We start from the raw sequence: 18533 nt of genomic DNA, 5'->3' as shown, positions 1-18533 counted from the left end.
CAGCTCATTCGGATGCCGAGGCTATCCCGTGGCGCCATTGCGTCTTCCAGGCTAGCGCGGGCAGCGAGCGATCTTCGGAAGTCGTGACGAGCTTAGGAGCCGATCAAGAGCCGGCACTCCATCGTGGTAGAGCGCTGGGCCAGAAGAACCCGGCAAAAGTCTGCGCAGGGCACAGGTTGCGACATCGGTCAGTTTCGCGCCGATCTCCGGCCCGAGCGCGAGGTCGAGACTTCCAGCCAGATGCACTTGCCGATCGTCCCACTCATTGATGTGCTCGGTGAGGAAGTCCACAACCACAGATTGCCGTCGCCCTAGAAGGAGCACCTCGCAGGCATGTACGACGTCGCGAAGGTCGAAGATGAGCCGGGCGGCTGTCCACGAAGGTCCGAGGCCGGGTTCCTCACAGCTGATGACGAGTTCCTCGGCGTCGGGACTTGCGGTGTGGACACCCAGTTGGAGGCCGCCGCGTTTCAGGAAGTCCTCAACTGCCCGCTGTTCTTGTTTACTGTGAACGACTAGGGACCACCAGGGAATTGCAGCCCACGTGCCATGGTTCATCTTATGTTCTTCGAAGGGCGTGAAGAATTGAGAGCGCTTCAGGAGGTGCTTGCTGAAGGTGGCAAGGCAGCCGTCTTGGAAGTGCTCGTCCGCTGTGCGCTCGCGTAGCAAGTCGTACTCGATGTCGCTCATACTTTCGATAGCTAGTTCGATGTCCTTCAACTGCTCGTCGATGATCTCTGCTGCCCGTACAAAGACTGCACGGGAGTTATGGTCCGCTGGTGTTAGATGGACGTACTGAGCGAGGGTCTGCTGAGCTTCCTTGCACCGGACGAGATCGCCGCCAAGCTGAACCAAATGGCGTGCCTTAAGTGTGCTCCATGGGCGTGTGGACATCCAGTGTTCCCATGCGCGATCGCTCCCACCGCGCTCACCGAGCATCGTTGCTGTGATGGTGCCGACTCGAAGATCCGGCTCGGCCTTCATCTTCTTCCAAAGGTCGGGATAAGTGGCCAATGGCAGGGGCGGTAGCGAGGAGATCGCGCTCAGGACACGGGTGTCCGCGGTGTCCCAAAGCTCGCTGAGTTCCCGCTCCACGCGCGGACGAGGCATCGAGCGGCCTCGCTGGGCGGCCCAGTATTCGATCAGTAGGATGTACGTACTCTCTGGCGCCCAAGGGGAAAGTCCCAGACCTCCGAGGGATGAGACGCTGTTGGCCAGCCCGTCTGTTTCATATGCGAATTGGACCTCGGTGATGAGTTCGCAGAGTTCGTCAGCGTTGGGGTGAGGAGTAGCGAAGACCCCGCTGGACGCGAGCATGCCGCTGATGACCGTCGTGCTTTTGCCCTGGGCGAGTTGGGTCGCGATTCGCGCTACCAGCAGGGAGCGGATGAGTGTCGAATCGCCGAACTCAGGACGGAGCTTGCCTTGCGCAAATGCCGATACATCCCTCAAGCGCCCGAGCAGTTCATGATGGATCTCGCGGAACCATTCCTCGCGCTTTGTCGAAAGTGTCGGTTTCTCTGTGGGTTGGCGCCATTTGTTGTGGAACAGTGCGATGTCGTGCCCCAGGCCGCTGGCTCGTTGCTGGGGCAGTGGCATTCCCTGCGATTTCAGTTGACCATGCACGTGCCTGTACAGGGAGCTCATGTCCAGCGGGTCCGGCACTCCAGCTATGCCCTTGGCAATCGCTTTGACGAGTTCGCCGGTGAACGCTGTAAGCGGGGCATGCGGGGGAGCCATGGCCGCTTGTGTCGCTGCTGAGGCGGTCATGACGTAGGTGCCTTCGATGATGGTCCCGTCCGCGACCTCATCGGTGCTCCCCATGAACCCCTGCAGCGCAGCACCGCTGTAGCAACAGTCCAGGATCACTACCTTGTTGGCAGCCATGCTGTCCAACACTTCGGCACGGAGGTCGTCGAAGGCCACGGACGCGTACTGTTTCCTGCCCCGTTCTGAGTTGCGCACGGCGAGACGGAGGGAGCCATCGGACATCGGCATACCGTGGCCGGCGAAGTACACCACCAGGGTGTCCGACGCTTCACTCGCCGCCCGGTGTACGGGGTCGAGTGCACTGACGATGTCAGTGGGGTTGAGTACGGTTGTGCAATGCCTGTCCGGAAGGCCCCCACCGAGGGGGGACCTGAAGAGCTTGGCCAGCTTGGTGAGGTTGTTGCGGACCGCCGGCAAAGGCGGGAAGTGCTGGTATTCGGCCACCCCAATCAGCACTACACGAGTTGCGTCAGGATCAGGCAGACGCATTACTGATCTTCGGAGATGGAGGGCGCCGACGTCTGGCTCGTGACGATGGTCCCTGGCGCTTCTTCGGGAGGTGCGGATGTCAGCAGGGCCGCGACGCGACGCAGAGTGTCCTCTGATGTGTCGTGGACTGTCACGGTCATTCCATCGTGACCGAAGACGACCGGACCGGATGGCGATGGGCGGGAGGTTCGCCAGGCAACCACGACGTTCACCAACAGGCTCGCGGCGGCAAGACCGTTGCTGACGAACATGTTGATGGTCTCTCCCGCGTTCATGCGGCCAGAAGTGCTAGTGTCCTGCGCCGGAAATTCTGGCGATATATTTCGATAACGAGTTGAGGATTTGGTCGGCGCTCTTGGTCCATGTGAACGGCTTGGGGTCCTCGTTCCAGGTCTGGATCCAGGCGCGGATGTCGGCCTCGAGCGCTTGGACCGATCGGTGGGTCCCGCGGCGGATGAGCTTGTCGGTGAGGTGCCCGAACCACCGCTCGACCTGGTTGATCCAGCTGGAACCAGTCGGTGTGAAGTGGACGTGGAATCGAGGGTGCCGTCCGATCCAGGCTCTGATCGCGGGCGTTTTGTGAGTGGCGTAGTTGTCACAGATCAGGTGGACGTCGAGTTCAGCCGGCACAGCCTTGTCTATCTTGACCAGGAACTTCTTGAACTCCACGGCCCGATGACGGCGGTGAAGGGAGCTGATGACGCTTCCGTCTTCGATGTCAAACGCGGCGAACAGGCTGGTCACGCCGTGCCGTTGGTAGTCGTGGGTGCGCCGTTCGGGCATGCCGGGCATCATCGGCAGGACCGGCTGCGTGCGGTCCAGGGCCTGCACCTGGGATTTCTCGTCCACACACAGCACCACCGCCTTCTCCGGCGGATGGTGGTAGAGGCCGACGACATCAACGACCTTCTCCACGAACTGCGGATCCGCGGACAGCTTGAACGTGTCCTGGACGTGCGGCTTCAGATCGAACTGCCGCCAGATCCGTCCGATCGTCGACTTCGACAGGCCGGTCCGCTCGGCCATCGACGCCCGCGACCAGTGCGTGGCATCACGCGGCGACGTCTCCAGCGTGGCAACGACGACCTCCTCGACCCGGTCGAGGAGGATCGACGGTGGCCGGCCCGGACGCAGTTCGTCGGCCAGACCTTCCAGCCGCAGCTCAACGAACCGACGCCGCCACCGGGCCACCGTGGACACCGAGGTCCCCAGCCGGTCGGCGACCCGTTTGTTCGACGTGTCCTCGGCGCACGCCAGCACGATCCTCGACCGCAACGCCAATGCCTGCGAGGACTTCGCCCGACGGGCCCAACGCGTCAGCTGTTCACGTTCAAGATCGCTCAGAGACAGGCCGGCTTTCGGCCGCCCCGGCCGGTCGGTGTCCGCCAGGCCCTCCAGCCGTGACTCCGAAAACCGCTTACGCCACTTGCCGACCGTCATGGCCGACACACCCAAGTCATCGGCGACCCGTGCGTACACAACGTCCGGCTCGGCACACCGCAGCACAATGCGCGCCCGGACAGCCAACCTCGACGCCCCCTGTGACCAGCGCACCAGCTGGTCACGCTCGTCAGCGGTCAACACGAACTCGACGGAAGAACGTCCCGGAAACGACATCCTGAAACCGTAGCAACTTAACGCCAGGATTTCCGGCGCAGGACACTAGCAGGTAGCGCTAGCTCGACCTGTGCGTGACGTCGGAGTTCGCGATCCTGCCGGAGCCAGTAGTACAGATCGTGGGCCGCTGTGTCGTCGCCGTGTGTATCGACGGTGATTTGGAGCTCCATGCCGTCTCCCCCTATCGCCTACGGTGCTCGATGCGCATGGCAGAGAACGACTGCACCTTCGTGGCTCCTGCCCTAGCCTTCAACCTGAGTGGAAGGATACGTATCCCAACGGGCTTGGCTCTTCGCGAAGTTCGTTGACCACCGGTATCGGTGCCTCATGGATGAGGCTGATCGGTCAGCTGTCGAGAGCGGGGATCTGCTGGCCGGCGATGGCCTCTCTCAGGAGGCTCTGTGTGCTGGGGTGTCGTTTGTACATCGCGTCGATCTCACGCGATGCGGCCTCATGGTCGTAGGGCAGCGCGACCTGACGGGCGATGCCGTACCGGAGCGCGTCCGCGATGTCCTTGCTTATCTCGGCCGTGCGCAGACCCTCGATGATGCCGGTCGAGGCATCGACGAGCACCATGTGCGCGGTGAAGGGCTCACCCTGCCGCCCGGGCACGCCGACAGTGCGGTCGCGTTGGCGATACACCTCCCATGGCGAGTCACCCCAGCCGAGACTCGCCTTCGGCGCTCCGGGCCTTGTCGGGGCCTCGAAGCGATAGCACCACATCAAGTGTCTGTCCCCGACGGTGACCGCGAGTGCCGCTGAGCCGGTCGTGAAAGCGGCCTGCTCGCCCGGCGTGAGACCGTCGAACGAGTAGATGACCTCGACGTAGCTCGTGTGGAGCACCAGGTTAGCTCCGGACTGCGGCCAGTCGACCTGTCTCGGGTACGGCTCACCGACGACCAGTGAGTACGACATGGTGCTTCCTCTCTTGCCGGTCTCGAACCAGCTCTATTTATCTGCCAAGTATTTCAGAGTAGTTGAGTTGCAGTAGACAAAAACGGTGCCCGAGGTGCCGTGGTCGGGCCATCGCATTCGGTGTGGGGTCAAGAGCGGGACCAGCCGTTGGCGACGTCGCATTGGAGGTCCGTCCCGCGGCGAAGCTCGGCAGGGGCGTAGGCGGGGTGGTCGCGGAGGTGGGCCAGCGCGTTGACCCACTGGTCCCAGAGGCCGTCAGGCTGGGTGAAGCGGTCTGCATGGTGGGCGTCGAGGCGGAGGAGGGCACCGAGGGCCGCGGGCTGGTCGTAGCGGAGGTCGGTGCGGGGGAGGTAGCGGTGAGGATCTCGGCGTCCGCGTGGGTGCCGAAGCGGGCCAGGGCGAAGCAGTAGGTGCCGCCGGAGAAGCAGAACCTGCCAGCAGGACTTCGTGCAGGCGTGGCCAGACTCCGGCCTCGGTCCAGTCCCGCAGACGGCGCCAGGCCGTCACCCCGCTGCACCCGACGAGCTCTGCCGGCACGTCCCGCCAGCTCACACTCTTGCGCAGCACGTAAACGATGCCCCGCAGAGCAGCCCGGTCATCGGCCCGCAACCGCCCTGGGTAGCGGCGCCGACGCGGCGCACGAACCGGCAGCAGCGGAGCCACACGTTCCCACAGGTCATCAGACACAAGATCAGCAGACACCCAGCAGATCCTGCCGACATGTGAACCACCTGCCAAGGGTTGCAACAAACTTCATTCTGAAACGATCAGTTAGTGGCCACTGAAACCGGTATATCAGCGGCTCCGTTGCGTTGCCCCCCTGGCCCTTCCCGCCAGGGCGCTGGGGTCTGCTGCAGGCTAGGGACGGTTGACTTGCCCCCTGCCCTGGGTTTCAGTTCTGGTGGCTAACTGATAGACCTTCACGGAAGGCTGGCTGTCATTCCTCGCCCCCATCTCCGGAGTTCCGGGCGTGTGCCGTCGCAGGCGGAATCCGCGCTAGCCCTCACGGAATTCCTGATCCCGCGGACAGGCCAAGGGCCCGCTGGGTACCCTGCACTCACCACGGACACCCCAGCGAGGCGCGATGCAGGAGTCTTGGAACAGTGACCGCCGCCGCACAGCGATCGGCCGAGCCGCCCTTTCCGCCCCTGCCCGCCAAGCACTGGCGGACAGACAACTCGCTCCGGACCGAACAGTCCTTGACTACGGATGCGGGCGCGGCGGAGACGTCAGATCACTGAAACGGCTCAACTGCCGCATCACTGGCTGGGACCCGTACTACAGTCCCGACTCACCCACCGCTCCATCCGACGTCGTCCTGCTCACCTACGTACTCAACGTCATCGAGGATCTGGATGAGCGTCGCCAGACGCTGCTACGCGCCTGGGAGCTGGCGACCACTGTCCTGATCGTCTCCACTCGCCTCACCTGGGAGAAGTCCAAGGTCCGGGGTGAGGAGTTCGGGGACGGCCTCCTCACCAGCCGCCGCACCTTCCAGCACCTTTTCGGCTCCAGCGAGATCCGCAATTACGTTGAGGAGGCCACGGGCACACGCTGCGTCTCCGCGGCCCCCGGCATCGTTTACGCGTTCAAGAATGACAGCGCTCGCCTGAGCTACCTCGCCAACCGCATCGTGCCGAACGCTGAATGGCTCGCCTCCGAGGACACCACCACGGCCATCGCGTCACTCATCGACTACGTCGAGCGACGTGGCCGGCCACCCCACGTCGAGGAGATGCCACGCTCCGTGGCAGAGCTGCTCGCCCCCCTCAAACCCGGCGAGCTCAAGCGCCTCACCCGCGACTCTGCCGACGCGGACAAGATCAACGAGGCTGGAAAGCGCACCACCCTCAACACCTTGCTCTTCCTGGCTGTCGAGCTCTTCAACGGGCGCGGCCCCTTCAGTAGCTTGCCGCTCAGCATCCGACTCGACGTCCGCGCATTCTTCTCCTCGTACAAGGAGGCGTGCCAACGGGCGGACCGCCTCCTCCTGAAACTCCGGGACGACAGCTACGTACGCAGCGCCATGCACGGATCCGCTGTCGGCAAGCTCACTCAGACCGCGCTCTACGTGCACCGCCGAGCGGTCGATCGTATGCCGACCATCCTGCGTCTGTACGAGTACTGCGCCTCGATCGCCGCCGGACGCCCTCAGCAGTGGGCTGTCGCCAAACTCAAGCACCAGGGTCGCGCAGTGAGCTGGCTCGACTACCCAGAGTTCGACACGGACCCTCATCCCCGGATCGCGTCGTCGTACCTCGTAGACCTGCAGACGCTCGAGACTTCACACATCTCCTACGCCGACTCGACCAATCGCCCTCTGCTCCACAGGAAGCACGAGTTCTTGCCGTCTGATGACCCGGACTCCCAGAAGTACCGCCGTCTCACCGACTCGGAAATCAAGGCCGGCCTTTACGAGCACCCTCACCTCATCGGCACTGAGCACGGCTGGGAAGCCGAGCTGATTCGCTGCGGACGCGTACTGCGCGGCCACCGTCTGGTGCGCCGCGCAGTCGGCTGATCTAGGGGAGGCCCGCCCCCTTCAGGAGGAGGCGTCCGGCTGCATCCGTGCCACGGCCTCCGCAAGCTCCTCCGGATCGAAGTCGAGAACCTGACTGGGGAACCAGGAGAAGCGCAGCCCATTTGCGGCGACGTCCTCGGGAAGCCCCATCGCAGTCAGGACGTGACTCGGCGTGTACGAAGCGCTGGTGCACGCCGACCCGGTAGCGACCGCGACCTGGCTCTTCAGCCTCACGATCAGCGCTTCCGCGTTCAGCCCCTCGAAGGTCACGTTCAGGATGTGTGGCACCGAGTGTTCTGCATCGCCGTTGATCCTGAACCGCGTCTTGGCCAGTGCCACCAGGATGCGCTCGCGCATCTCGCGTGCCTCCCGCTCCCAGTTCCCTCGCGTCTCCTGGAAGATCTTGGCGGCCTCGTAGAACCCCATGATGAGCGGTACAGGCAGCGTCCCCGGGCGAAGCTTTCTCTCCTGCCCGCCGCCAAACATGATCGGTTCCAGCGGCACCTTGTCCCAGCCTCGTCGGCGTGTGATCAGCGCTCCCACCCCCTTCGGTGCCCCTACCTTGTGGCCGCTGATGCTGATCAAATCGATGGGGGCCTTCAGATCCTCGGGAAGCTTCCCGTACCCCTGGGCAGCATCCACATGGAAGTACGTTGGCGTCTCCCGCAGCTTCCGCGCGAGCTCAGCTACCGGTTGGATGACACCGGTCTCGTTATTCACATGCATGAGCGAGACCAGGAGGGTGTCCGGACGCAGCTTCTCCAGCACGGACTCCGTAGTGATGCGGCCCGAAGGCCCGGGCTCCAGGAAGTCGACCTCGAACCCCTTGCTCTGGAGATGCAGCAGGGGCTCAACGACTGCTTTGTGCTCGATAGCGGACGTGATGATGTGGCGGCGCTGATGCGTCTCGCCGTACGGGGCGATACCCAGGAGTGCGATGTTGTTGGACTCGGTGGCCCCGCTAGTGAAGATGACCTCCTCCACCTTGGCGCCGACTGTTCCTGCCAGGAACGTCCGCGCCTCCTTGACCGCCCTCTTCGCCCTGGTTCCGTATTCATGAGTACGGCTGCCGGCATTCCCGAAGTCTTCGGTCATCCAGTGGAGCACCACGTCCGCGACCCGGGGGTCGACGCGTGTCGTTGCTGCCACATCCAGGTACGCCACCAAATCAGCCACCCACTTCTTGGTCATCCATCTGTTGCCGTGTACGTCAACCCGTTAACGTACACACGTTACCTGCTGACTCGCGGCAGGATGTCTCTCTGCACGTCAACAACAAAAGCAGCTCACGTCATCCCGCGGGTGGCAATGCGCCAAGACGGGTGCACCCGCCCGCTGATCGCCTCCACTGCTCCTGCTGTGCCCTCCACGCACAGGGGGATGCCTTGATGCATCGAACGAGGGACGCCAGCGACCACGAGTACGTTAAAGTTGCCGAAGTGGAGAACGAAACCGTGGCACCTGCGACCCGAGTCGTCGCCCCACGCGCATCTACCGGGTTTGAGTACACCTTCCCGGCGATTCGCGGCATCCAGGCTGGTCGCGAGTTCTATGTCTCGATGTGCCCGCTACGCCTGATCCCCAAGATTTTCATCTTCGACGAGGAGGAGCTGTCCCCCGAGCTGCGCGCCCAGCGCATCCTCAACAAGGGACGCCTACCCGCCCTGTCCAAGTACATCCTGGACAACCCGGACGACTACATCTTCAGTGCCCTCACTGCCTCCGTCGACGGGGACATGGATTTCGAGAGCCACAGCCCTGACGGTGTCGGCTTCCGTACAGGGCAGCTCCGGATCCCCATGGACGCTCGGTTCTTGATCAACGACGGTCAGCACCGTCGCGCCGCCATCGAGCTCGCACTCAGGGAGAACCCCGATCTCGGCGAGGAAACAATCGCCGTCGTCTTCTTTCAGGACGCCGGGCTTGCCCGCTCCCAGCAGATGTTCGCCGACCTCAACCGGCACGCGGTGCGACCGGCGCGCTCCATTGGCGTCCTCTACGACCATCGGGACACGTCGTCCCTAGTGGTCCGCACGATGATCAGCCAGTCGACCACCTTCAAGGGCTACGTCGAGATGGAGAAGAGTAACCTCTCGCCTCGGTCCCGGAAGATGTTCACGCTCAGCGCGCTCTACTTCGGAACCCAAGCCCTGTTGCAGGGACTGGAGATCGAGGGCGCCAAGGCCACCGATCTCGCGCAGTCGTACTGGGAGGCGATCGACAGGTCGCTCCCGGAGTGGGCACAGGTCCGTGCCAAAGAACTTTCCGCGACGGAGATGCGCCGGGACTTCATTCACAGCCACGGCATCGCGCTCCACGCCTTGGGCCGTATCGGGAACTCCCTGTTGCGGGAGTCCACCGCACCGTCCAAGTGGAAGGAGCAACTGGAACCGTTGACGACTGTGAACTGGACCCGGGTGAATCCCCACTGGGAAGGACGCGCGATCGTGGGAGGCCGCGTCTCTAAGAGTCACCAGAACGTAACCCTGACCGTGAACTACCTGCGTACCCACCTTGACCTGGACCTCAGCCCAGAGGAACAGCGTGTGGAAGACGCCTATCTGCGAGGCGAAGCATGAGTACTCCGCTACCTCTTGGGATCCCCGCCGTTCGTCGGCTGCCGTTCGACGGGCGGTCGCTCGACGAGGTCACCACAGAGCTGACCGAGGAGATCCGCGAGCTGTATACCGCGGACGAGGTTCCTTGGGTCATCGGTTACAGCGGTGGCAAGGACTCCACTGCTGTCCTCCAGCTGGTCTGGACTGCTCTCAAGGAACTTCCAGCCGATAAGCGGACCAAGACAGTTCACGTCATCAGCACGGACACCCTGGTCGAGAACCCTGTAGTGGCTGCCTGGGTCACCACGTCGCTGGAAACTATGGAGAAGGCCGCTGCTGAGCAGGGTCTCCCCGTCGAGCCGCACAAGCTGACCCCGGAGATCAAGGACACCTTCTGGGTCAACCTCATCGGCCGCGGCTACCCGGCACCGCGTCCGAAGTTCCGCTGGTGCACCGAGCGACTCAAAATCAAGCCGTCGAACTCCTTCATCCGCAACGTCGTGGCGGCCCACGGCGAGGCCATCATGGTCCTCGGTATCCGGAAGACGGAGAGCCAGGCCCGCGCTCGTGCGATGGAGAAGCACGAGAAGCGGCGCGTCCGCGACCGTCTCTCTCCCAACGCGAATCTTCCCAACTCGCTCGTCTACAGCCCGGTCGAGGACTGGACTAACGACGACGTCTGGGAATACCTGATGCAGAAGCCCAATCCCTGGGGCTACAACAATCACGACTTGTTGACCATGTACCAGGGCGCTTCGGAAGACGGTGAGTGCCCGCTGGTCGTGGACTCGACCACGCCCTCCTGCGGATCCAGCCGCTTCGGCTGCTGGACCTGCACCCTGGTCGAGCAGGACAAGTCCATGACAGCCATGATCAGCAACGACGAGGAAAAGGAGTGGATGCAGCCACTCCTGGATCTGCGGGACAAGCTCGACTCCCCCTTCGGTTTCGTCGAGGACAAGGACGACCCCGACTACAACCCGGTCAAGAAGCTGCCCCACGCCCGCCCCGACCGGCCGGCCCGCGACTTCCGCCGGATGAACGGTCAGGTGAATCTTTTCACCCGTCGCAGCGACGGTGAAGACGTGGTCGTACACGGCCCGTACCTGCAGAGCTTCCGGGAGAAATGGCTCAAGGACCTCCTCGACGCCCAAACCTGGATCAGGGCCCACGCTCCCGAGCATGTTCGCAATATCGAGCTGATCACGCCTGCCGAACTCCACGAAATCCGCCGTATCTGGGTCTTCGACAAGCACGAGGTCGAAGACACCGTGCCGCGAATCTACACGGAGGCAACAGGCGAGGAGTTCCCCGGCGGTGCCCTCGACGAGCAACTAGTGATGGGCGCTGACGAAATGGAGCTCCTCAAGGAGGTCTGTGAGGGCGACGATCTGCACTACGACATGGTGCGAGAGCTGCTCTCCGTCGAGCGTAAGTACCGGACCATGTCCCGGCGCTCCGGCCTCTTCCAGGCCCTTGAGTCGGCTGTCCAGAAGGGCTTCTACGAGGACCGCGACGACGCGTTCGCATTCGCTCAGCGCAAGAAGCAGTGGCGCAAGGATGCAGAGACCACCCTGACTTTCGACGAAGAGACTGGCATCGATGCTCCTGCGTAAGATCACCCTCGAAGAGTTCGGGGCGTACCGAGGTAAGCAGTCTCTTGACCTCACCGTGAAGAAGAACAAGCCAATCATCCTGATCGGCGGTCTCAACGGCTGCGGCAAGACAACCCTCCTCGACGCCATCCAGCTCGTGCTCTACGGCCCCCGAGCCCGGTGCAGCAGCCGCGGCAACAAGTCGTACGAGACCTTCCTTCGCGAGAGCATCAACCGACAGCACGACCCGACCCGCGGCGCGTCGATCACCCTGGAGTTCACCGTCACGGTGGACGCCAAGGTGCACTACTACAAGGTCGACCGGAGCTGGCACACCAGCAGCAAGTCCTTGAAGGAGTTCCTCAACGTCCAAGTGGACGAGAACTACGGCGACAAGGGCCAGGAGACGTGCCGTGCACAGCCCGGGCTCAAGTACAGCCGACATCTCAGCCAGGGGTGGGCTGACCATGTCGAGGACCTGCTCCCGCTGGAAGTCGCGTCGCTGTCCTTCTTCGACGGGGAGAAGATCGAGTCGCTCGCCGATCCCGAGCGCGCAGCGACCGTCATCGAGTCAGCTATTCACTCGCTGCTCGGTGTAAGCACGGTGGAGCAACTTCGCACCGACCTCCTCGCGCTTCAGCGCCGTCAGAAGCTTTCCGACGAAGAGCAACATCTGATGGACAACATCCACGCTCAGGAACAAGAGCTTGCCTCTGTTCAGGCGGAGTTGGATGTAGCAGCGCAAGAGCGTGCTGATCGCGCGAGGACCTTTCGCAAGGCTGAACGTGATCTCGGCTCCCTGGAGGATGAGTTCAAGAAGGAGGGAGGCGGGCTCTTCGAGCGCCGCGTTGAGCTGGACGCCGAGCGTAGGCGCGCAGCTGGCCAGCTGGCCGACCTCCGTACCTCGCTGATCCAATTGGCAGCAGGACCGCTTCCCTTCCTCCTCATGGGGACGCAGCTCAAGGAACTGCGTAAGCAGGCCAAGCATGAACACTCTGCGGCAGAGGCCGGGCAGGTGCTCGATGTCCTCACCGAACGCGATGAGTGGCTGCTCAAGCTCCTGCCTGAGAGCGCCCGCAACGAAGTGATGGAGAAGCTGGACCAAGACAGGGCGAAGCGCTCGGAGTCCACTGCTCTGAAGGTCGACCTTGGTCTGCCTCACGACGCGCTGGCGCAGATCTCCGTGCTGGACGAGGGGCTGGTCCGCGATAGAGCCCGAGCGGCACAACTCCTGGAACAGGCCGCCAGCGCCTCCGAGGAGGTGGACCAGCTGGACCGTCAGCTGGCCGGTGTCCCTGAGCAGAGCAAGGTGGAAGCTCTCCAGGACGCCCGGGACGAGCAGATTCAGAAGGTCGCCCGGATCCAGGAGGGTATCGCCCGCGACGATCAGCGGATCCTTGAGCTGAAGCGGCGCCGAGAGAACGTCACGGCCGCTCTGGAGCGAGCTCACAAGAGTTTCGTCCAAACCAAGGTCAAGGCCGAAGAGGTCGAGCGAATCATCAAGTATTCGGAGAAGGCCCGCAGCACTCTCGAACGATTCGGAGAGGCTCTGCTCCAGCGCCACATCAACCGCCTGGAAGTCGCCGTGCTGCAGAGCTTCAAGGAGCTCATGCGGAAACAGGGACTGGTCCATGACCTGAGGATCGATACCGACAAGTTCACGCTCACTCTGTGCGATGGAGAAGGCGAAGCCCTCGACCCCGGACGGCTCAGCGCCGGCGAGCGGCAGCTCCTGGCAGTGTCTCTCCTGTGGGGGTTGATGAAGGTGGCCGGCAACCGCCTGCCCAGCGTCATCGACACGCCTCTCGGCCGCCTCGACAGCCGTCACCGGGAGCACCTGGTAGACCGCTACTTCCCGCACGCCAGCGAACAGGTCCTCCTTCTTTCCACGGACGAGGAGATCGATGAGTATCTGCTGGGGCGCCTGAAGAAGTCTGTCGCCCACACGTACACCCTGGTCCACGACGATTCGAACTTCACCACCCGCGTCGTCGACGGCTACTGGTGGAATGTAGGAGCCCAGAATGTCGCTTGAGAACATCCGCCTCGCCACACCGAGCAAGGACCGCCTGGTGCGTCTCAAGCGCACCACCGGCATCACTCAGTGGAACGTCCTGTGCCGCTGGGCCCTCGCTCTCTCTCTGGCAGATGCCTCTACGCCGCTGGTCAAGGACGTCGTTACCGACTCCAACGTCGAGATGTCCTGGAAGACCTTCGCTGGCCAGCACGGGGACCTCTACCTCGCTCTGCTGAAGCAGCGCTGCGTCGCTGACGGTCTGGAGCCGACGGACGAGAACGTCTCCAAGACGCTCACGATTCACCTTGCTCGGGGGATCGGGTACCTAGGTGCGCACAAGGAGATGACGACGGTCGAGGGATTGATCGGTTCTGTCGCAGCTGCCTAGCGACAACTCCGTCTGCCGAGTGGGCCCGCCACCTGCTACGAAAGGCTGGCCCTCTCGGATTCCCGCCGCCGCAACCGCGTGGTGACAACCTTCAGGTTGGTAGATCACTTAACTGTCGCGACCTAGGATGTCCCTCATGGCATCGGGTCACGGCAGTACCTCTCTCCAGCTCAACCTCCTCGGCATTGGGGAGATCCTCCGCAACAACCGGCTAGTAGTCCCTCAGTTCCAGCGTTCGTACTGCTGGAAGGTGGACCAGGAGGTGCGGGACTACTGGACCGACCTGAGCCGCGCGATCGAGACGGGGACCGACGAGGACTACTTCCTCGGGACCGTCGTCCTGACGCAGGACGGCCCCGACGACCGTAAGAAGATCATCGATGGTCAGCAGCGCCTCGTCACCTCCTCTTTGTTGATTGCAGCCATCCGGGAGACCCTGGAGGAGCTCGGCCATACACAGGCTCGACGGATCGAGGACGACTTCCTGGCCAGTCAGGCATGGGATGCCGAAGATACGGAACCGCACCTCAAGCTCAACGAGGAAGACCATCCCCCGTACCACGGGATCGTTACCAGGGGCGGGCTGCCGCTCGCGGCCCCAAAGCGTAACGACTCCGACATCTTCAAGGCGTACCGCTTCTTTTGTGCGCGGCTCAAGGACCTCGCCAGTTTGCACGGCGAGTCGGCCACGAGTGAACTCAAGAGGTGGGTCAAGTACATCCAGCACAGGGCCCAACTCGCCGTCGTGGAGACCCCCTCGGAGGCCGATGCGTACGTAATCTTCGAGACGCTTAACAACCGAGGCGCCGACCTGACGACAGCGGACCTCCTGAAGAACCATCTCTTCGGGGCAGCAAAGGTTCACCTGGACTCAGTGCGGAATAATTGGCACAAGAGCATCGGCGCCCTGTCATTGGCCACCGCTGACGACAAGTTCACCAAGTTCCTGCGACACTACTGGAGTTCAAGGGAAGGAAAGGTCACCGAGCGCGACCTGTACGCCAAGATGCGGAAGGAGGTGGTCCGGAGCCAAGATGCTCTGTCGTTCTCTCAGCAACTTCTGACAGGTGCCCGCATCTACGCCGCTCTGTCCGACCCGAACGACGAGCTCTGGCACGAAAAGTGCGCCGGCCGGAAGCCGGCCCTCAACACTCTGGTTATGTTTAACCTGGTCCCGAACAAGATTCTTCTCCTCGCCGCGGTCGAGCACCTTCCGTCTGGCCAGATCGAGAAGTTGCTCAAGGTCCTGATCAGCTGGTCCGTGCGCGGAATGGTCATGGGGACGATCAGCCGAGGCCGCTACGAGGACGTTTACTCCCAGATCGCGGTGGATATCCGCAACGGGATCATCACGAACATTTCCGAGATTCGCGCCCGCGTAAACGAACTCATCGCTTCCGATATCGACTTCAAAGCTCAGTTCGCCCTTCATACCGTCGGCCGAAACGAAGCGAACAAGAATGCTCGGTACTTCCTGGGTGCGTTGGAGAGAACGCACAAGAACGAAGCCGAGCCCGAGTTCATCCCGAATGACAATCCGGCCGAGGTCAACCTTGAGCACGTGTACCCTCAGGGCGCGGTCGCTGGCGATTGGTCGGAGTTCATTGCAGTAAGCGGAACGCAGGAGGATGCAGACAAGTGGATCTATCGCATCGGCAACATGGTGCTCCTGCAGGCCAGCGTTAACTCGCATATCGGAAATAAGCCGTTCAAGGAAAAATCCGAGGTGCTCAAGGGATCCCAGTTTGCACTGACGAAGGCAGTAGGGGAGTGCACCGCGTGGACGCCGGAAGCTATCCAGTCCCGGCAGGAAATACTGGCCGGTCTGGCAGTCCGAACCTGGCCGCGCTGACGCCCCTGGCCAGCCCTCGCAACCAAGATTAAAGGTGGCGCTGGCCCAAAATAGACCGGCGCCACCTACAAAACAACCTCGTTACCAATCCAGCGAAGCGCTGGCCAAGATCTCGCCGACGTCGTCCTTCTTCTCCTCTGGAGGGTTCCGAAGCCCCTCGAGGACCAAGTTGGAAATGATGAACTCGAGTTCCTGGTGCGGCTGACGGCTTATCAGTGTCTGCAGGTGCGCAAGGCCACCGTTCGCATACTCCTCGAAGATCAGGACTCGCTCATCCTGTCGGTCATTCCCGAGGATCTTCGGGTCGTCCTCATGCTCTACTGCTGCGAGCATATCGAGGAGGACGTCACCGTAGAGGCGGCCCTCCATCAGTGCCAGACGAATCGGTTCGTCGGACTTCTCGAAGGCGATGCGTTCACCCTTGCGGCGCCCAAGCACTGCGGCGAACATCATAGCTTCGACCATGGTCGCGAATGGTCCGGTCTTTTTGTCTGCGAGCTTTTCCAGCAGGGGTTCGTGAGAATGCGGGCGGCGGAAGCGATCCGTGGTAGCCATCAGACGGTCACCTCCTCCAGGACAGTGTGCTCGAATTCGCCGTAGGAAACGTACGGAACTGCACGGTTGTTGATCTCCATGGTCTCTTCTTCAGCTGCCCTGTTCGGCGTGAAGGATCGCAAGACATACATTCGGTTGGCCGCATGCTGCAGATTCTCCATAACGTGGCCACGAGCCTGTGACTGCGACAGCAGGGTAACGATTTGCGACGTCAAAGCCGGAAGCGCCTTCGAGATCTCTTCCTGATAGGTGAGATCAAGGCTTCCGAAGGGTGCATCCATCACGACTGGGTAGACGCCACTTCCATTGCTTTCAATCGTCGCCTCATCTGCGTGGCTCTTTCGGGCATTGATACTCCGGGCTACTTCGGAAACGGCTCCTACGAAACTCAGCCCGAGAATCTGGTTCTCGCCGGTGGAACGGATGGCCACACCGCTCGGCGCGCGCAACTCCAACTCGAAAGAATCATTGAGTTCGGGGATGTAACTCTTGATGAAAATCCGGGAGAAGACTTCCTTAACCTTCTTGTCGAGCTGATCCCGAACCTCTTCCGTTTTGATCGCCAGAATTTCGATCAGTGCGTTTCGAACCGACTCAACCAAACCGACCTGAGTCTGAATCCTGCGAGACTCCTCGTTCTTAGCCGCCGCAGACTTGTATTGGCGAGCAACACTCGCCAATTCCTGCTCGATCAAGGCGATACGGTTCTCGGATTCCCTGTGCGCAACGCGGGCCTCCGTCTCCTTCTCGCCACACTCCTTACGGCGCTCGACCAGGCGTTTCACGTTCTGAACGTTCACGCCTTCCAGCTGACGGTCCACATCTGACCGCTCCGCTTCCAGCTGGCTGATCGCAGCGTCCGCCTTCTGGATGTCAGAAGCGTTCAGGGTGAGCTGGTCCAGGAGTTCCTGTCGCTTGTCGCTCATGCTGCGCATCTCGCCGCTGACGTGCATCCAACGGTGCTGTACATCCTCAAGACCAGCGTTGTACTTCCGCTTGTTGAGCTCCTCGTACTCGGGAGTCCCCTCCTCGACGGAGCGGCCGCACATGCACAGCTGTTCTTCGATGATGTCCTCGATGAAGCTGCGTTGGATGCCAGCTGGCAGCTGCCTGCGCTCACGCATCCGGTCCGCAAGTTCGACGACCTTGTCGTCGAGCCCGCCAGTGAGGGCCAGGAACCCATGTTTGGAGAGCAGTTCACGCTTGCGGCTCTTATGGTCCGCAAGGCGTTCCTTCTCCTGGTTGATACGGCGAGTGAGTCGCTCGCGCTCCTTCTGTAGCGGTTCGGCCTGCTCATTTTGACGCAGGGCGCGCCCAATCGACTCAATTTCTTTCTGAAAGGTGCTGATTGCAGCGGAGTGGCGGAGCTTGTCCTCTTCCTCAGTCTTCGCCTGTGCCGCCAGTTCCTCCTGGCGATCCGTGAGCTGCTTCAGCCGGGTATCGCCCTTAGAGTCGATCGCACGGGCAAGCTGACGAGAAGCCTTGGGGAGATCACCGATGGCCCGCTCAATGGCCTCCAAGTTGAGGAGCGTCTTGATGGCCTTTTTGACCTCTTCGTTGTTGTCGTCGCCGGAGAACATCTTCTCCATACGCTCGCCATTGAAGAAGAAGAACTGTCGCAGCCCTTTGGGAAGGATCTTCTCGATTCGGTCTTGGCCGTTCGGCACAGACTTGGCTTCGCCGTCGAGCCCAACCTCAGTTACGGTCAGCGACGGGCTGGCCGCCTGCTGTTCGCCCGTCTGCTTGTTGACCGTGACGCTCCGAGCCGTGGAGAAGCGGATGCCCTCGTGCTCGAAGTCGAGCCGGACCGATGCCGTCGCCTCCTCCCCGAAGGAGGTCTCTTCCCACTTCTGGTCGTGGATTACCCGGTGCTGCTGTTCGACGTCGTCCGAGAAGGTGCCGTACAGCACCCATCCGAACGCGTTGAGCAACGTAGTCTTGCCTGCGCCGTTGTTGCCGAAGATGAGAACGGCCGGCTTGTCTTCTTTGACGGATAGGTCGAGGACCTGCTCGCCATAGAAGGCGCGGAAGTCCTTGAGGGTCAGTTTGAGTAGCTTCACTTCGTCAACTCCCTCACGGCATCCACAATGCTGGGGACCACCTTCGTCGATTCCCTGATGTGGATGTTCTGGTTCTCCAGGTCTATGACCTTCTGCACGAGGGTCCTAGCAGCCGGCGACAGCTCGCTCAGCACCTCGCGAACTGTCCGCGCTGAGGGCGGGCCGGCTGTTTCTTCGCTCACGGTTTACTCCTGAT

The 18533-nt window shown here is 62.1% G+C and carries 15 protein-coding genes and 2 pseudogenes; 6 read left to right on the top strand and 11 right to left on the bottom strand.

Translation table 11 applies throughout. The features are described 5' to 3' along the window. Nucleotides 1-51: 51 nt before the first annotated feature. The 7 genes and pseudogenes from ACIQMU_RS03235 to ACIQMU_RS03205 all read right to left on the bottom strand — a co-directional run. Nucleotides 52-2259, bottom strand: a complete 2208-nt coding sequence (locus ACIQMU_RS03235) for a caspase domain-containing protein (RefSeq protein WP_402688120.1) — start codon at nucleotides 2257-2259, stop codon at nucleotides 52-54. After that, nucleotides 2259-2510, bottom strand: coding sequence for a hypothetical protein (locus ACIQMU_RS03230; protein WP_402688242.1), 252 nt, complete (start codon nucleotides 2508-2510; stop codon nucleotides 2259-2261). Before ACIQMU_RS03230 ends, ACIQMU_RS03235 begins: the two co-directional genes overlap by 1 nt. A 37-nt stretch (nucleotides 2511-2547) precedes the next feature. Beyond that, nucleotides 2548-3876 carry an IS630 family transposase gene (locus ACIQMU_RS03225; protein ID WP_402688119.1) on the bottom strand — a complete coding sequence of 443 codons (1329 nt, stop codon included), beginning with the start codon at nucleotides 3874-3876 and terminating at the stop codon, nucleotides 2548-2550. A gap of 17 nt (nucleotides 3877-3893) precedes the next feature. Continuing rightward, a complete protein-coding gene (locus ACIQMU_RS03220; protein ID WP_402688118.1) occupies nucleotides 3894-4046 on the bottom strand; it encodes a hypothetical protein in 153 nt (50 codons plus the stop codon). A 175-nt stretch (nucleotides 4047-4221) separates the two neighbouring features. Continuing rightward, nucleotides 4222-4791, bottom strand: a complete 570-nt coding sequence (locus ACIQMU_RS03215) for a hypothetical protein (RefSeq protein ID WP_402688117.1) — start codon at nucleotides 4789-4791, stop codon at nucleotides 4222-4224. Between the two features lie 128 nt (nucleotides 4792-4919). Beyond that, nucleotides 4920-5308: pseudogene (locus ACIQMU_RS03210) on the bottom strand (DUF6000 family protein). Further along, nucleotides 5224-5493, bottom strand: a pseudogene (locus ACIQMU_RS03205) (transposase); the annotation flags it as partial. The pseudogenes ACIQMU_RS03210 and ACIQMU_RS03205, both read right to left, overlap by 85 nt. 382 nt (nucleotides 5494-5875) lie before the next feature. On the opposite strand from ACIQMU_RS03205, the gene ACIQMU_RS03200 reads away from it, so the two are divergent. After that, entirely contained in the window at nucleotides 5876-7312 is a 1437-nt protein-coding gene (locus ACIQMU_RS03200) for a DNA phosphorothioation-associated putative methyltransferase (protein WP_402688116.1), read from the top strand. Between the two features lie 21 nt (nucleotides 7313-7333). Here ACIQMU_RS03200 and dndA read toward each other — a convergent pair whose 3' ends face one another. Continuing rightward, nucleotides 7334-8503 (bottom strand): cysteine desulfurase DndA, encoded by a 1170-nt coding sequence (dndA, locus tag ACIQMU_RS03195; protein WP_402688115.1) that lies wholly within the window; start codon nucleotides 8501-8503, stop codon nucleotides 7334-7336. 248 nt (nucleotides 8504-8751) lie between these two features. On the opposite strand from dndA, the gene dndB reads away from it, so the two are divergent. The 5 genes from dndB to ACIQMU_RS03170 all read left to right on the top strand — a co-directional run bounded on the left by dndB (nucleotide 8752) and on the right by ACIQMU_RS03170 (nucleotide 15722). Beyond that, a complete protein-coding gene (gene dndB, locus ACIQMU_RS03190) occupies nucleotides 8752-9891 on the top strand; it encodes a DNA sulfur modification protein DndB (RefSeq protein ID WP_402688114.1) in 1140 nt (379 codons plus the stop codon). Next, nucleotides 9888-11486, top strand: a complete 1599-nt coding sequence (gene dndC, locus ACIQMU_RS03185; protein ID WP_402688113.1) for a DNA phosphorothioation system sulfurtransferase DndC — start codon at nucleotides 9888-9890, stop codon at nucleotides 11484-11486. Before dndB ends, dndC begins: the two co-directional genes overlap by 4 nt. After that, nucleotides 11473-13500, top strand: coding sequence for a DNA sulfur modification protein DndD (gene dndD / locus ACIQMU_RS03180; RefSeq protein WP_402688112.1), 2028 nt, complete (start codon nucleotides 11473-11475; stop codon nucleotides 13498-13500). The genes dndC and dndD overlap by 14 nt, the downstream gene beginning before the upstream one ends. Beyond that, nucleotides 13490-13870 carry a DNA sulfur modification protein DndE gene (dndE, locus tag ACIQMU_RS03175; RefSeq protein ID WP_355756416.1) on the top strand — a complete coding sequence of 127 codons (381 nt, stop codon included), beginning with the start codon at nucleotides 13490-13492 and terminating at the stop codon, nucleotides 13868-13870. Before dndD ends, dndE begins: the two co-directional genes overlap by 11 nt. A gap of 136 nt (nucleotides 13871-14006) precedes the next feature. Then, nucleotides 14007-15722 (top strand): DUF262 domain-containing protein, encoded by a 1716-nt coding sequence (locus ACIQMU_RS03170; RefSeq protein ID WP_402688111.1) that lies wholly within the window; start codon nucleotides 14007-14009, stop codon nucleotides 15720-15722. A gap of 81 nt (nucleotides 15723-15803) precedes the next feature. On the opposite strand, the gene ACIQMU_RS03165 is transcribed toward ACIQMU_RS03170, so the two are convergent. From ACIQMU_RS03165 to ACIQMU_RS03155, 3 genes are read right to left on the bottom strand one after another with little or no spacing between them, the layout of a single operon-like run. After that, entirely contained in the window at nucleotides 15804-16277 is a 474-nt protein-coding gene (locus ACIQMU_RS03165; RefSeq protein ID WP_402688110.1) for a DNA phosphorothioation-associated protein 4, read from the bottom strand. After that, complete coding sequence (locus tag ACIQMU_RS03160; RefSeq protein WP_402688109.1) at nucleotides 16277-18337, bottom strand: AAA family ATPase; 2061 nt, start codon at nucleotides 18335-18337, stop codon at nucleotides 16277-16279. The genes ACIQMU_RS03165 and ACIQMU_RS03160 overlap by 1 nt, the downstream gene beginning before the upstream one ends. Further along, the gene (locus ACIQMU_RS03155) at nucleotides 18334-18519 is read right to left on the bottom strand and encodes a hypothetical protein (protein ID WP_402688108.1); all 186 of its coding nucleotides are present in this window, start codon (nucleotides 18517-18519) and stop codon (nucleotides 18334-18336) included. The genes ACIQMU_RS03160 and ACIQMU_RS03155 overlap by 4 nt, the downstream gene beginning before the upstream one ends. Nucleotides 18520-18533: the final 14 nt, after the last annotated feature.

Source organism: Streptomyces sp. NPDC091649 (genome assembly GCF_044756785.1).
Classification (GTDB): Bacteria; Actinomycetota; Actinomycetes; order Streptomycetales; family Streptomycetaceae; genus Streptomyces.
Note: the sequence above shows the minus strand (reverse complement) of the source record. Positions and strands in the feature narration are given on the sequence as shown.